Genomic DNA, 14,070 nt, shown 5'->3' on the forward strand with positions numbered 1-14,070 from the left:
TCAGCAGCGTGGATTCTGCGTGAGCGTTGCCACTCACTAAATCGACTGTTGACACCGCAATTGGGACCATTCACCGGCAGTTAGTAGGCTTGGCGGGGTTCGTTTTCTATATTCGGTAGTCAATCATTGGCGTTGGAGCATGAAACTGTTTACCATCCTGCTGCTAGCAGTTGTTGTGAGTCGGCTGGCCGTTGCCCAGACGCCGGAAGCGGTTGTTTTCAACGGCCAACCCACGACAAATCAGGGGATTGACATTCGTCGGCAAACGCTGTATTATGAAGACCCGGCGCGTGACACCCTGCAAGCCCTGGCGTCGGTCCGGACCCGGACGTTTGTTACGGAGTCGTCGGTACCGTCGGTGCAGAGCCATGGCGCTTTCCTTAAAGCGACCCGGATTGTCTGGCTACAATTTCGAATCGTCAATGCGCACGGACTGGATACGTTGCGTTTGTGGTACGATCCGGGAACGCACGCACTCAGTACCTTATATAGCGAGTCCGGTCGGTTGATCGGGAAAGTAGGTTTGTTGGCCCGGGAGGGGGCGAGTCACCAGGGATTGCCGATTACGATTCCGCCCCGAACCGGTCAGACCTATTTCGTCCGGCTGGTCGATTACATTCGGGTTTTTCCCATGCCGTCGGACCGGCTTTTCACGCCCGAAGGGTTTGCCCGGGCACTCGTGCAAGGACACGTTCAGGTCAGATGGCTTGCCGTGGTCATGTCGGTCATGATCGGATGTTTGCTGTTGATGGGGCTGTTTACGGTATTTCACTATTTCCTGAACCGCGATAAAACCTTTCTGTATTATGCGCTCTACGCGGGAGCGGGTTTTTGCTGGATTGTAAAATTCGCGGATGGGCGGCTGGCCCTCGGGTTAGCACCGGAATCGATGCCGCAATTGCTGCATCCTACCTGGATTTCGATTTCGTATGCCGTCAGTTTCTGCTATGCTCTTTTTCTGGTCCATCTGCTGAATCTCCCCCGCGAGCAACCGATTATCTGGCGAATCATCCGGCTGCTCATGGCGGTTCTGGTTATCCAGCAAATGATGGCCCTGAGTGAGGCCTTTACTGGCCCCTGGTTTACCAACAATACCTACTATCTGTTCAGTGACCTATCCGGCTTGCTCACCGGTTTGCTGTTGATCGTGGCGACGATTCGGAGTAAAAGCCCGATGAAACCGTACCTGCTGGCGGGTGAAATCGGGTTGTTCTGCATTGCCATTTCACCGTTGCACGGTTTTTTATGGTTTGATTCCTTACCGGCTGAAATGGGCGTCATCATCAACTACCCGCCTTTTTTTATGGCTACCGGGCTGGTTATCGAACTTGTTTGTTTTGCCCTGGCGCTGGCCTACCGAAACCGGCTGGCCGAGCTGGAGAATAAATCCTTGCAGGCACAGTATACGCAAAAACTGGAACAGGAGTTGGTGAAGCGAACGTCCGAAATTCGGGCGCAGCAAAACGAGTTGGAAGAACAACGCATCCGGCAGCTCGAACTGAAGTTTGAGCAGAAGCTGGCCGAAACAGAGCTGACGGCGCTGCGGGCCCAGATGAACCCGCATTTTATTTTTAATTGCCTGAATTCGATTAAATTGTACGCAACAGATAACGAAGCGGGCAAGGCGTCGGACTACCTGACCAAATTCAGCCGGTTGATTCGGTTGGTGCTCGAAAACTCCCGCTCCGAACGCGTTACCCTGCAGAACGAGCTTGGGGCGCTGGAACTGTATTTGCAGATGGAAGCCATGCGGTTCAAAAATAAACTCCGGTTTCAGATCGACGTGGAGGAGCAGATTGATGCCGAGTTTGTTGAAATACCGCCGTTGCTGCTCCAGCCGTACGTTGAAAATGCCATCTGGCACGGATTAATGCACAAGCTGGAGGGTGGTACGGTTTGGGTCCGGGTGGAACAGCCCGCTGAAGACCAATTGCGGATTACCATCGCCGACGACGGTATTGGTCGGGCGAAAGCCGCCGAATTTAAAAGCAAATCGGCCACGGCCGCCAAATCGTTTGGGATGAAAGTAACCGATGAGCGGATTGCCCTCATCAATCAGTTGTACCGAACCCAAACCCGGGTTCAGGTTCGCGATCGGGTGGATTCGCTGGGCCAGCCCGCCGGAACCGAAGTGGTCGTGACGATACCGTTTTAATTTTCAATGATAGAATGACTGAATGATTGAATAGCAGTATGATTCTCACTCATTCCCAATTAAATTATGCTCAAGGCCATTCTAATCGATGACGAACACGACTGCGTAGAGTTAATGGTCCGCGAATTGGCGCGAAACTGCCCGCAGGTCCAGGTGGTGGGCCGAACCACCAGCAGCGAAGAGGGCTTTCGGCTGATTCAGGTCCTTCAGCCCGATCTGGTTTTTCTGGATATTGAAATGCCCCGGATGAACGGGTTTCAATTGCTGGAAAAGTTGGATACGCTGCCGTTTAGCCTGATTTTTGTCACCGCCTACAACGAATTTGCGGTCAAGGCGTTTCGGTTTAGTGCGTTGGATTATCTGTTGAAACCGATTGATGTGGTGGATCTTCAGGAAGCGGTTCGGAAGGCCGAACGTCAGCACCGAATTGACGGTCGGCAACTCGAGTTACTAAAAACCCAGTTGCATAGCCACCACCTGGCCGAAAAAATTGCGGTTCCGTACCAACAGGGGATCATTTTTCTGCCGGTGAATGAAGTGATTTACGCTGAATCCGATAGCAACTACACCAAACTCCATGCTACACAAAACCGCCAGTATCTGCTGACCCGCACCCTGCGCGAAGTTCAGGAAGTGTTGGAAGAACGCGGTTTTCTGCGGGTCCACCGGCAATACATCATCAACCTGGAACACATCCAGAAACTCGTCAAAGGGGAGGGCGTCTACCTGCAATTGTCGAACGGGGTGAGCATTCCGGTGGCCCGCCAGCAAAAAGACCGGTTGTTGCAACGGTTTGGCTGGCTGTAAATAATTGGTAGAAATAATTGCCGGTTTTGGACGGTTCTCCGAATTTTTTGTAGGAAAAAGAGGGAATGTAAAAAATAGAATTTGGTTGGTAGGACAACAAAGTTTCTCGTTTTGTAGCTTTGTAAAATGGTCTCCCTAATCATCACCTAACTAATTTCCTTCATGCGAAAACTTCTCCTGACCGGCATGCTGGCCTGGGGGCTGGCCCACGTTGGCTGGTCGCAGGTTACTTTTCCCCGGAATGGCGTTTACGACGAACGGCCGGGGCTCTATGCCTTCACCAACGCCACGATCGTTGTTGACCCTAAAACCACCCTGGAAGGGGCAACCCTCCTGATCCGCAACGGCCGGATCGAAGCCGTGGGCAAAACCGTCAGCATTCCCGCCGGGACGGTGGTGGCCGACCTGAAAGGCAAGCGGATTTATCCGGGACTGGTCGATATCGAGTCGGACTACGGGATGCCCGCCCTCCAGCGGACGGCCCCCGGAGGTGGGCGCGGGGTACCACAGTACGATTCCAACAAAAAAGGGGCCTACAACTGGAATCAGGCCATTCAGCCGGAAACCGACGCCAGTGCCATCTTTAAAGCCAACGTTCCGCAGGCGCTGGAACTCCGGAAGCTCGGCTTTGGCGCGGTGGTCACGCACCCCCACGACGGCATTGCCCGGGGCAACTCGGCGCTGGTAACCCTGGCCGACGACCGCGAAAACCTGGTTGTCATCAGGGAGCGGGTGGCCGGGCATTATTCGTTCAGCAAGGGCACCTCGACGCAAACCTATCCGAACTCGCCGATGGGGGCGGTGGCCCTCTTGCGGCAGACGTACTACGATGCCGACTGGTACAAAAAAGCCGGTAAAACCGCCGAAGCCAACCTTTCGCTCGAAGCCTTCAATCAGTTACAAACCCTCCCGTCGGTTTTTGAAGTACCCGATAAGCTGGGGGTGCTGCGGGCCGATAAAATCGGTGAAGAGTTTGGGATTCAGTATATTATAAAAAGTGCCGGGGACGAGTACCAGCGGCTTGACGAGGTGAAAGCCACGGGTGCCTCGCTGATCGTGCCGCTCAATTTCCCGCAGGCCTACGACGTGGAAGATGCCTGGGATGCCGACAACGTGACGCTGGCCGAAATGAAGCACTGGGAAATGGCCCCGGCCAATCCGGGGATGCTGGCCAAAGCCGGGATTCCGTTTGCCCTGACGACGGCCAACCTCCGCAACAAAACCGACTTCTGGGCGAACCTGCGCAAAGCCATCGACTACGGTTTGCCGGAACAGCAGGCGCTGACGGCGTTGACGACGACGCCCGCCCAGCTCCTCAAAATCGACAACGAAGTCGGGAGCCTCAAACCGGGTTTGCTGGCGAATTTCATCATTACCTCCGACAATCTGTTCAGCGCGGATAATGTGATTCTGGAAAACTGGATTCGGGGCAAACAGTATGTTTACGGCGATAAAAATGCCCCTGACCTGCGCGGCACCTACAACCTGACCATCGGCGACCGCAGCAATCTGAAATTGATCATCAGCGGAAAACCGGGCAAACCAGAGTACCAGGTGCAGGTCGATACGGCGAAAGTAACGCCGAAAGTTTCAATCACCAACGACCTGCTGTCGATCCAGCTTCAACTGGACAAGAAACAGCCGGGCACCACGCGTCTGACCGGTTACCGGACCGACGGGACGACCTTCAAAGGGGAGGGCGAACTGCCGGACGGGAAAACCGTCAAATGGTCGGCGACTCTGGCCCAGCCGTTTGTGGCTTCGGCAGCCAAACCGGATAGCGCGAAGAAAACCGCCCCGGCCTACGGCAAATTGCTGTATCCGTTCGTGGGGATGGGGAATCTGGAAAAACCGAAAGCCCAGACGCTGCTGATTCGCAACGCGACGGTCTGGACCAACGAGAAAGACGGCGTGTTACAAAATGCCGACGTGCTGGTGCAGAATGGCAAAATTGCGCAGGTCGGCAAAAGTCTGACGGCCCCGGCGGGGGCGCAGGTTATCGACGGAACCGGCAAACATCTGACCAACGGCATCATCGACGAGCACTCGCACATTGCGCTCTATTCGATCAACGAGGGCGGGCAGACCAGTTCGGCGGAGGTGCGGATGAGCGATGTGGTCAATTCGGAAGACATCAATATTTATCGGCAACTGGCCGGGGGCGTTACGACCTCGCAACTGCTGCACGGTTCGGCCAACTCCATCGGGGGGCAATCGGCCATTGTGAAGCTGAAATGGGGCGAGTCTCCGCAGGACATGATGGTGAAAGGGGCCGACGGTTTTATCAAGTTTGCCCTTGGCGAGAATGTCAAACAGGCCAATTGGGGCGACGCGGTTCGGATTCGGTTCCCGCAAACCCGGATGGGAGTAGAGCAGGTCTACTTCGACCATTTCACCCGCGCCCGGGAGTACGACAACGCCTGGAAAGCGTACAACTCGATGAGTGCAAAGGAAAAAGCCAAAGCCGTGCCACCGCGCCGGGATATTGAACTGGATGCGCTGGCCGAAATCCTGAACAAAAAACGGTTTATCACCTGCCACAGCTACGTGCAGTCGGAAATTAATATGCTGATGAAGGTGGCCGATTCGCTGGGTTTCAAAGTGAATACGTTTACGCACATTCTGGAAGGCTACAAAGTGGCCGACAAGATGGCCAAACATGGCGTGGGGGGGTCGACTTTCGCCGACTGGTGGGCCTACAAAATGGAAGTGAAAGACGCCATTCCGTACAATGCCGCCCTGATGACGCGGGCGGGGGTGGTGGTTTCGATCAACTCCGACGATGCCGAAATGGCCCGCCGACTGAATCAGGAAGCCGCCAAAGCCGTGGAGTATGGCGGTATTTCGGAGGAGGACGCCTGGAAAATGGTGACGCTGAATCCGGCCAAACTGCTGCACCTTGACAACAAACTGGGCAGTATTCGGGCGGGTAAGGACGCCGACCTGGTGCTCTGGAACAACAACCCACTGGCGATTTATGCCCGGCCCGAAAAAACCATCATCGACGGCACGATCTATTTCGACGCCCAGGATGAAGATCGCAAACACGACGACCTCCAGAAAGAACGCGCCCGGCTGATTCAGAAGATGCTGACGGCCAAAGCCGGTGGGGCCTCTACCCAGCGCCCGACCTTCCGGCGGCAACGGATGTGGCACTGCGAAGACGTAGAAGGCGTGATGGCGGAAGGCGAAGAACAGGAAGAAAAAAAGTAAGAGGAGAATGGACACGAGAGAATAGACAAGAGAGTAAAGGCGCAAAAGCCAATGAAAATATCTTTTGTCTCAGGTCTCTCTTCTAAAATCTGAAACATGAAAAAACTAACACTCTCCATACTATTACTGGCTGCGCTGAAGAGCGTGGCGCAGAACCCGGCGCCGGCGGGTCCGCAGGTCCGGGCGGTGGCGCTGACGGGCGCGACGATTCACGTCGGCAACGGGCAGGTCATCACCAACGGCACCATCGTGTTCGACAAGGGCGTCATTACCGCTGTGGGCAATGGCGACACGCCGATCAACGGAGCGGAGCGGATCGATGTCGCCGGCAAGCACATTTATCCCGGTTTGATTTCCCCGGCGGCCACGGTCGGTTTGCAGGAATTTGCTTCGGTACGGGCCACGCTCGATTTTCAGGAAACCGGGTCGCTCAACCCCAACGTGCGGGCGCTGATTGCCTATAACACGGATTCGGAGGTGATTCCGACCATTCGGAACAACGGGTTGCTGATGACGCAGGCCATGCCCGACGGGGGCGTTCTGGCGGGCAGTTCGTCGATCATGCATACCGACGGCTGGAACTGGGAAGATGCGGTCCTGAAAGCCGACGATGGGTTGTGGCTGAACTGGCCGGGCTATTTTGCCCGCAGTTTTGATTTTGAAACCTTTTCGGTGAGTCTGAAAAAGAACGAGCAGCGTCAGGATGGCATCAATGCCCTGACGGCAACCTTCTCGGATGCGCGGGCGTATGCTGACCTGAAAAATCCGGCCCCGAAAAACCTCAAATTTGAAGCCATGAAAGGCCTGTTTGATGGTTCGAAATGCCTCTACATCCGGGCTAACTACGGCAAGGATATCATCGAAGCCGTCAAGTTTGCGAAACAACTTGGCGTGCGAAAACCGGTGATTGTCGGGGCCGAAGACGCCGGTCGGGTGGTCGATTTTCTGAAGGAAAACAGCGTACCGGTGATTCTGGGGCCGATGCACCGCTTGCCGAATTTGCAGGATGAGGATGTTTATTTGCCTTACAAACTGCCGGGCAAGCTGCAAAAAGCCGGGGTGCTGGTGAGTCTGAGCTACGACGGCGAATGGTGGCGCACCCGCAACCTGCCGTTTCAGGCCGGAACGGCGGCCGGTTTCAGCGGGATCGACAAGGAAGAAGCTCTGAAAATGATTACGTCGAACACCGCCAAAATCATGGGCATCGACAACGTGGTGGGCACCCTCGAAAAAGGTAAACACGCGACGCTGGTGGTCTCGAAAGGCGATTTGCTGGACATGCGGACCAATGTGATCGAACACGCGTTTATCCAGGGGCGTCACATCAATCTGGATGACAAACACAAGCGGCTGTTCCACATGTACCGTGAAAAGTACGGTCAGCCGGATATTGGGAAGTAAGAAAAAATCGTTCTGGAATTGGGGAACCCGAGGAATTGGGCTCCCTTTTTTTGTTTTAGATCCGTGAATTAGGTTGGAATAAAGACGATCCGATCCGAGAAAAAGGCAATTGCTGCTGACATACCGCTGTCAGTAACCGTGCGTTACTTTGTGTAATTCAACACAAACGCCCATTCTCCATGACTATTGCCTCAATTCGGATTATTACGAAGGATATCAAACCCCTCGTTCGCTTCTACGAGCAGATTACGGGCCTGCCCGTGACGCAGTATACGGATGATTTCGCCGAATTACATACCCCGTCGGCCACGTTAGCCATCGGCAGCACCCGCACCTTGCAGTTGTTCGGAGGTGACGACATAGCCCGGGCGGCCAGTAATTTCTCCGCCATTATTGAATTCCGGGTTCCTGATGTGGACATTGCGTACCAAACGTTAGCCGAAATCCTTGGCGATAAGGTCATTCAGAAACCGACTACCATGCCTTGGGGCAACCGTTCATTGCTGTTCCGGGATCCAGATGGTAATCTGGTGAATTTCTTCGCGCCAGTTACCCAGGAGGCACTTAAAAAATTTGATGGATAGGACGGCCAATTGTGCCGGTTTTACGTTACTTTTTCGCGGCACGTTTTCTTAAAAACCACCAAACGGTTACGGCGACCACGGATAGCACCAACAGCAGGATGGGGAAAAACGGGCCTTTATAAACCACGCCGTAATAATCGCCCGAAACCGTATCGACTTGTACAAACCGATTCATAGTGCTTCCCGAAAGCGGTGGAGTTCTTGGCCGATTTACAAGGTTTTTAGCAGAAAGGCAAATCATACGGCCTGTACTGTAGTGCCCAGAACCGTTGGTACAAAAAAGTGGTTTTTTCTTGGATAGGGACGTTGATAATCAGTAGCTTGTGGTGAGGTTTGCGGGTAGCGCTCAGCTGCCGTTTTTGAATCGCATTTCGGGTAGTCATTCCTAAAACCGGTTACCATGAGACACATCCAATCAACCGTTCTTTACCGCTGGTTCAACGACGTTTGGAACCAGGATGACGAAAACGCCATTGACCGTTTATTGGCCGCCGACGCCCGGGCGTACGGTATTTTGCGGGAAGATCAGCCCCGGGGGCCGGAAGGGTTCAAGGGCTTTTTCCGGGAATTCAGAAGCCAGTTTCACGGCATCCATGTCGAAGTGGAGGATGTGATCAGTCAGGATGGGGTTGAATCTGCCCGCATGACGGTTACGGCGACGCATACCGAAACCGGCAAGCAAGTCATCTTTCCGGGGATCAGTATGGCGTATATACAGGATGGGAAAATCGCTCAGGCCTGGAATAGTTATGATTTCCTGAGCATGTACCAGCAGTTGGGCCAAACCTTGACCCCGGTTCCGTAGCACTATAATCAAGGTGTTGTGCGGGCGGCAAGCTCAAAAACCGGTGACTCAACCTGAATACGCCGTATGCCATGGCCGCGCCCGAAAACCGGATGCATCGGCGAGTGCCCCGGACGCGCTTTTCCACCGGCCGAATAGGTGCGGTCAGGTCGGGAATAAAACCGGAAAAGAAGTGCTTATGGAGTCCGGTATGACTAAAATAGGGTGGGTTGAAGGAGGAAATATAGCTCCCTTAACGGCCTGATGCCGGTTTTTAAACATCCCTGAAAATGCCTTACAACGAAAATGTCGCCGAGCGAATCCGTCACCGACTGGCGGCATTGCCCAACATCGAAGAAAAGAAAATGATGGGCGGTCTGGTGTTTATGTACAACGACAAGATGTGCGTTGGGATCATGAAGGATGACCTGATGTGCCGCATCGATCCGGCTTTACACGAGGAAAGTGTGGAGAAAACCGGTTGCCGGACGATGGATTTTCCCAATCGACCCACTACGCGTCCGATGCTGGGGTATGTGCTGGTGGATGAAACCGGGATGCGATCGCCCAAAGAATTCGACTACTGGATTGACCTTGCGCTGGCCTACAACGGCCGGGCCAAATCGAGCAAACGGAAGCCGTAACGCCGACTAATCACCGCATTCGCCCACTGGGTCCGGTTACGCAGCATTGGCATCAGACCGTTTGAAAAAAGAAATGTGGAATAGGTATGCCGTTGATTAGTACCAGGTTGCCTGTTTTCTTTCTTCTTTCTTCTTTTGTCTGACTAGATAGTGGGGCCTTACGGAATCCGATTCAGCTCCTCCAGAAAAGCCGGTCGGCGCGGATTCCGGTCTTTCAATTGCTGAACCAGCGCGTTCATGACCGGGATACTTTCCGGCAGATCGTGTTTCAGTTTCTGAATCAGTTGCGCAACCTGTCGGTAATCCGAACGGTCCTGGGCGGTTTTTCCGAACTCCTCCAGCAGCGGCAGGTACAACGCCAGCACCTCCGCCGGAAACCGGGTCACCAGATGCGGATAAACCCGTTCCAGCTGATCCAGTCGGGGGCCTTTCTGCACCAGATCGAGCAGGGCGAGCCACTGTTTTTCTTCCACATAAAGTGGTTCCAGCTGGTAGAACAGGGTGTGGGTCGTATAAAACCAGTAGGCTTTATGCTGCCGGGATTCTTTTTCGGCGGCTTCAACGATGGACCGAATGAGGGTTTCGTATTCGATGCGCCATTCTGCGTCCGAAAACGTCTGTTTCCACTGGCGATAATACGGGATGGAAACGCTGCCCTGGTCAAACGCAAACGCTTTGGTGAGCCGCCGGATGCCGGGGATGTCGTGTTCCAGGTACGCAATTTTCAGGAGTTGCTCGTTCCACTGGCGAACGGTGCCGGGATGCCGTTTTTCTTCCGCCCGCTGAATCCCTTCCTGGATCAACGCTTTTGCCTCCTGAAATTGCAGGGCCTGAATGGCTTCCGACACGGCATCCTGTCGGACGGCCACCACATCCAGGCTGGCGTTGGCCCGTTCCCGGGCTTCCGCCGTTCGACCAATGGCTTTTAAAAACCGGATCTGGGTCGTCCGCAGCAAATCCAGGGTGTAGCCGCCATATGCGTTCTGGTAGAGCGGAATGAGGTGGTCGATCCGTTCCAGAAACGGGTCTGGTTCGTTGAGGTTGATTGCCAGCCCAAAGGCTGTGTAGAGCAGTTGCGAACCGTAATCGCCGTACCCGAAATAGGCCTTGTTCTGAAGTTCATGGGTTAGAAAATCAAAGAGTTGCCGACGAAGCGGCTGGGCCACTTCGTCGGATTCGGCCAGGTGTTTCAGTAACTCGAATGCGGACGAAACCGTGTCGCCCAGGTAGCCCGCCGAATCGTCGCTTTGCGCCAGAACCGCCATCATTTCCGTCAGGACGACCCGCCCGACAGTCAGGGCATCCCGGTAATTTTGCTGCCCGAAGAGCCGTCGGCCCTCCGCCAGAAGCCGGGTCATTTCGCGGGCGAGCTTGCCCGACGAACGGTATTCGACGAACCCCCGGCTGGAATGCGTTTTAATGGCTTTCCGAACCAGTTCGCGGTAGTGTTTGGCCACGTCGATCCGCTCGTCCTTGTCGGCGAAGTACAGCTGGACTTTACTGGCAAAAGCCGGATCGGCAGCGGCCTGGGTCGCCACAAACCGGCGGAGTTCGTCGGTGGTTACTTTCTGGAGCAGATCCTCTATCGTCAGTTTTTTCGAGGCTTTTCTGGGCTTCGGTTGGGGCTGCTTCAGTTTTTCACGCAGGGCGAACAAAACCGCTGCAATGTGCTTGCAGACCGGGCTTTCGACCGGGCAATCGCAGAAGGAATCCGTCACGGTCCGACCTTCCAGCTGGATTTCGACGGAGTAGACTTCGGTGCCTTCCACTTCGGCGTTCCATTGGGCCTCGCCGGGTTGTTCCAGGTACAAAACCGCCTTTTTGGTGAAATAACCGCGACCTTTCTGCACGGTGTTTTTGTCGAGTTGGGTGTCAAAACTGTCAAGTGTCAGCATACGTCGGGAAGGAAGGCCAGCGTTGATACCGTAAAATTAAGAGAGTTGAGGGGCTGGTGGTCAACTTCGCTTTTTTTTCCAACTTTGCAGACCTGGCGAGGCTCCTGAGGAGGGAGTCTCGATTCATCAGCTACCACTGATTCATGATTCGCATATTTCAACAGGACGAAACCGCCGTACGGAAGGTTCGGGATATTGACTCGTTTTCGGATACCGAACGCACCTTGTGGGTTGATTTACAGAACCCTTCGCGGGATGAAACCAAGAGCGTAGAAGAAAAATTTGATGTTAATTTTCAGACCCAGCAGGAGCAGGCCGAGATCGAGAGCAGTTCGCGCTACATCGAGGAAGACGATTTTCTGATTGCCAACTCGAACTTCATGGTTCCCGACAAGGAACAGATGTACGTCACGGTGCCGGTCAGTTTCATGCTGAAAGACGACACCTTGTTTACGTACCGGAACGCAGATTTGAAATCGTTTGCCGACACGGTCAAGCGGATCAAGTCGCGCCGGACGGTTTTCAACGACGGGGCGCAGATTCTGATCACGATTTTCGAATCCCGGATCGATTACGACGCCGACCTGATCGAGTCGGTTTCGCAGGAAATCAAAACCATCAACCGCCGGCTCGACCTCGATGCCAAACTCGACCGCGAAACCCTGCTGAGAATCAATGATTACCAGGAACTGACGATGTCGATTCGGGAGAATGTGGTCGATAAACAGCGCGTGATTACCTCGATGATCCGCAGCGACGGCTGGTTTACCAACGACGAACAGCAACGGCTTCGGACATTGATCAAAGACATCAACTCGCTGATTGACCATACCAATTTTATCTTTGAACGACTGGAGTTTTTGCAGAATACGTACCTCGGTTTGATTGACCTCGAACAAAACCGCATTGTGAAAATCTTCACCGTCGTTTCGCTGGTCTTTCTGCCACCGACCCTTTTGGCGAGCATCTGGGGGATGAACTTCGCGACGATGCCGGAGTTGCGCTGGCAATTGGGCTATCCGATGGCGTTGGCGGCCATTGTCCTGTCGTCGTTGGTCACGCTGTTCATTTTCAAGCGGAAAAACTGGTTATGAGGAACTGGTTATGAGGAACTGGTTATGAGGAACTGGTAATGGGGCCGCCGGTGGAGTTGCGCTACGGTTTTTCGGCCCGGGTCGTTCGGCGCGTTCAACCGGACGCCATGAAACGGCGGGAGCGGTGGGCCTATCGGGTGGTTGGGGGCTGTATGCGGCTGCTGCCGCTGGGGGCCTTGATTTGGCAGGCGGTTTTCCGGGTCGAAGACTGGCCTTGCTTATCCTGTTGCTGTTCGTCCTGGTTCAATGGGCCGACCGGCGGTTTGTGAAACGAAAAATAAACAGCGAATACGAATGAATGCACCACAAATTTCTTCTGCTGGGTTGGTGGCCTGGACCTTCCGCTTCTGGCGGGCTTGCGTCGGGCCGGTTTCGTTCTGGATGCTCTTTGCCGCGTTGGGACGCGCCATCCAGATGCGGGTTTTCGGACCGGTTTCCCCACCGGTTTTCTACGGGCTGGAAGTACTGGTCGAACTGGCGAGAATCGTAACCATCCTGGCTATTGTCGGGCATGGCAGTTTAAGGCAGGGCTACCGGCAGCTGGCCCGGTTTTTTCGATGGACGAAAAGCCAGTGGCGGGACATTCGGGGTACAGTGGGAGCGACCATCCGAAGCCAATGGCCGGTTCTGGTCACTAATCTGTTGTTTTTTAGTCTGCTGGCGTTTGGCTTCAATAAACTCAATAGCCTGATCGTGGACCAGCGACCGGTTTACTACGGGCTGAAGGACTTTGGACTCATCCACGGCGATGCCACCCGACTGCCGCTTTTTTTCTTTCTAAAAAACCTCACCGTCATTCCGTTTACGCTCCTGTTCGAATACGGCTTATTTTGCTGGCTGGCCGGGAAACTGCCGTCGATGGGCGAACCGGTTCAGGCCGGAGCCTAAGTATTGCCTCCATTCGCCAACATTCTTTTCCTGATTCGGCTTTTGCATAGTATCCGAAAAGTAGATCGGGCTCACTATGCAAACAATCCTGGTTCCCGAAACCGGTGCCTCGCTGGCGCCTGAGGTGGCGGAAAAGCATACGATTACCCTGACCATCAACGGCGTCCAACACCGGCTTGAGCTGGCTCCCTGGACATCGTTGCTGGATGCCCTGCGCGAATACCTGCACCTGACGGGCACCAAAAAAGGCTGCGACCACGGCCAGTGCGGAGCCTGTACGGTCCTGGTCGATGGCAAACGCATTAACGCCTGCCTGACGCTGGCGGTGATGAAAGACGGGGCGGAAATCACGACCATTGAAGGGTTGACCGCTGAGAACGGTCTGCATCCGCTGCAAACCGCTTTTATTGAGCACGATGCCTTTCAGTGCGGTTATTGCACACCGGGCCAAATCTGCTCGGCGGTGGGCCTGATGAACGAAGGTCGGGTCAAAACCGTAGACGACATTCGCGAACTGATGAGCGGCAACATCTGCCGCTGCGGGGCCTATCCGAACATTGTCGATGCCATTCAGGAGGTGATGCAAATTCCTCCTAAAGCCTGAC

General features: G+C 54.4%; 13 protein-coding genes. 11 read left to right on the forward strand and 2 right to left on the reverse strand.

The features are described from left to right. Positions 1-139 precede the first annotated feature (139 nt). The 5 genes from ACFPMF_RS02040 (at position 140) to ACFPMF_RS02060 (ending at position 8,160) form a co-directional block, all read left to right on the forward strand. Positions 140-2,155 carry a sensor histidine kinase gene (locus ACFPMF_RS02040; protein WP_379840761.1) on the forward strand — a complete coding sequence of 672 codons (2,016 nt, stop codon included), beginning with the start codon at positions 140-142 and terminating at the stop codon, positions 2,153-2,155. 66 nt (positions 2,156-2,221) lie between these two features. After that, positions 2,222-2,962: a LytR/AlgR family response regulator transcription factor gene (locus ACFPMF_RS02045; RefSeq protein WP_379840762.1), complete on the forward strand. Its 741-nt coding sequence runs from the start codon at positions 2,222-2,224 to the stop codon at positions 2,960-2,962. A gap of 162 nt (positions 2,963-3,124) precedes the next feature. Beyond that, the gene (locus tag ACFPMF_RS02050; protein WP_379840763.1) at positions 3,125-6,175 is read left to right on the forward strand and encodes an amidohydrolase family protein; all 3,051 of its coding nucleotides are present in this window, start codon (positions 3,125-3,127) and stop codon (positions 6,173-6,175) included. A gap of 96 nt (positions 6,176-6,271) precedes the next feature. After that, complete coding sequence (locus tag ACFPMF_RS02055) at positions 6,272-7,576, forward strand: amidohydrolase family protein (protein ID WP_379840764.1); 1,305 nt, start codon at positions 6,272-6,274, stop codon at positions 7,574-7,576. A 179-nt stretch (positions 7,577-7,755) separates the two neighbouring features. Next, complete coding sequence (locus tag ACFPMF_RS02060; RefSeq protein WP_379840765.1) at positions 7,756-8,160, forward strand: VOC family protein; 405 nt, start codon at positions 7,756-7,758, stop codon at positions 8,158-8,160. Between the two features lie 25 nt (positions 8,161-8,185). Here ACFPMF_RS02060 and ACFPMF_RS02065 read toward each other — a convergent pair whose 3' ends face one another. Next, positions 8,186-8,335, reverse strand: a complete 150-nt coding sequence (locus ACFPMF_RS02065) for a hypothetical protein (protein WP_379840766.1) — start codon at positions 8,333-8,335, stop codon at positions 8,186-8,188. Positions 8,336-8,560: 225 nt separating this feature from the next. Here ACFPMF_RS02065 and ACFPMF_RS02070 point away from each other — a divergent pair, with 225 nt between their 5' ends. Beyond that, complete coding sequence (locus ACFPMF_RS02070; protein ID WP_379840767.1) at positions 8,561-8,965, forward strand: ester cyclase; 405 nt, start codon at positions 8,561-8,563, stop codon at positions 8,963-8,965. Between the two features lie 269 nt (positions 8,966-9,234). After that, a complete protein-coding gene (locus ACFPMF_RS02075; RefSeq protein ID WP_379840768.1) occupies positions 9,235-9,588 on the forward strand; it encodes a TfoX/Sxy family protein in 354 nt (117 codons plus the stop codon). Positions 9,589-9,746: 158 nt separating this feature from the next. Here ACFPMF_RS02075 and ACFPMF_RS02080 read toward each other — a convergent pair whose 3' ends face one another. Beyond that, positions 9,747-11,483 carry an SWIM zinc finger family protein gene (locus ACFPMF_RS02080; RefSeq protein WP_379840769.1) on the reverse strand — a complete coding sequence of 579 codons (1,737 nt, stop codon included), beginning with the start codon at positions 11,481-11,483 and terminating at the stop codon, positions 9,747-9,749. A 143-nt stretch (positions 11,484-11,626) separates the two neighbouring features. Between ACFPMF_RS02080 and corA the strand changes: the two genes are divergently transcribed. From corA to ACFPMF_RS02100, 4 genes are all read left to right on the forward strand, one after another. Beyond that, positions 11,627-12,577 carry a magnesium/cobalt transporter CorA gene (gene corA, locus ACFPMF_RS02085; protein WP_379840770.1) on the forward strand — a complete coding sequence of 317 codons (951 nt, stop codon included), beginning with the start codon at positions 11,627-11,629 and terminating at the stop codon, positions 12,575-12,577. Positions 12,578-12,615: 38 nt separating this feature from the next. Beyond that, the gene (locus tag ACFPMF_RS02090; RefSeq protein ID WP_379840771.1) at positions 12,616-12,846 is read left to right on the forward strand and encodes a hypothetical protein; all 231 of its coding nucleotides are present in this window, start codon (positions 12,616-12,618) and stop codon (positions 12,844-12,846) included. A 25-nt stretch (positions 12,847-12,871) separates the two neighbouring features. Then, positions 12,872-13,465, forward strand: coding sequence for a hypothetical protein (locus tag ACFPMF_RS02095; RefSeq protein ID WP_379840772.1), 594 nt, complete (start codon positions 12,872-12,874; stop codon positions 13,463-13,465). Positions 13,466-13,541: 76 nt separating this feature from the next. After that, entirely contained in the window at positions 13,542-14,069 is a 528-nt protein-coding gene (locus ACFPMF_RS02100) for a (2Fe-2S)-binding protein (protein ID WP_379840773.1), read from the forward strand. The last annotated feature ends 1 nt before the right edge of the window (position 14,070 follow it).

Origin of the sequence: Larkinella bovis (genome assembly GCF_042655385.1) — a bacterium.
GTDB classification, from domain to species: domain Bacteria; phylum Bacteroidota; class Bacteroidia; order Cytophagales; family Spirosomataceae; genus Larkinella; species Larkinella bovis.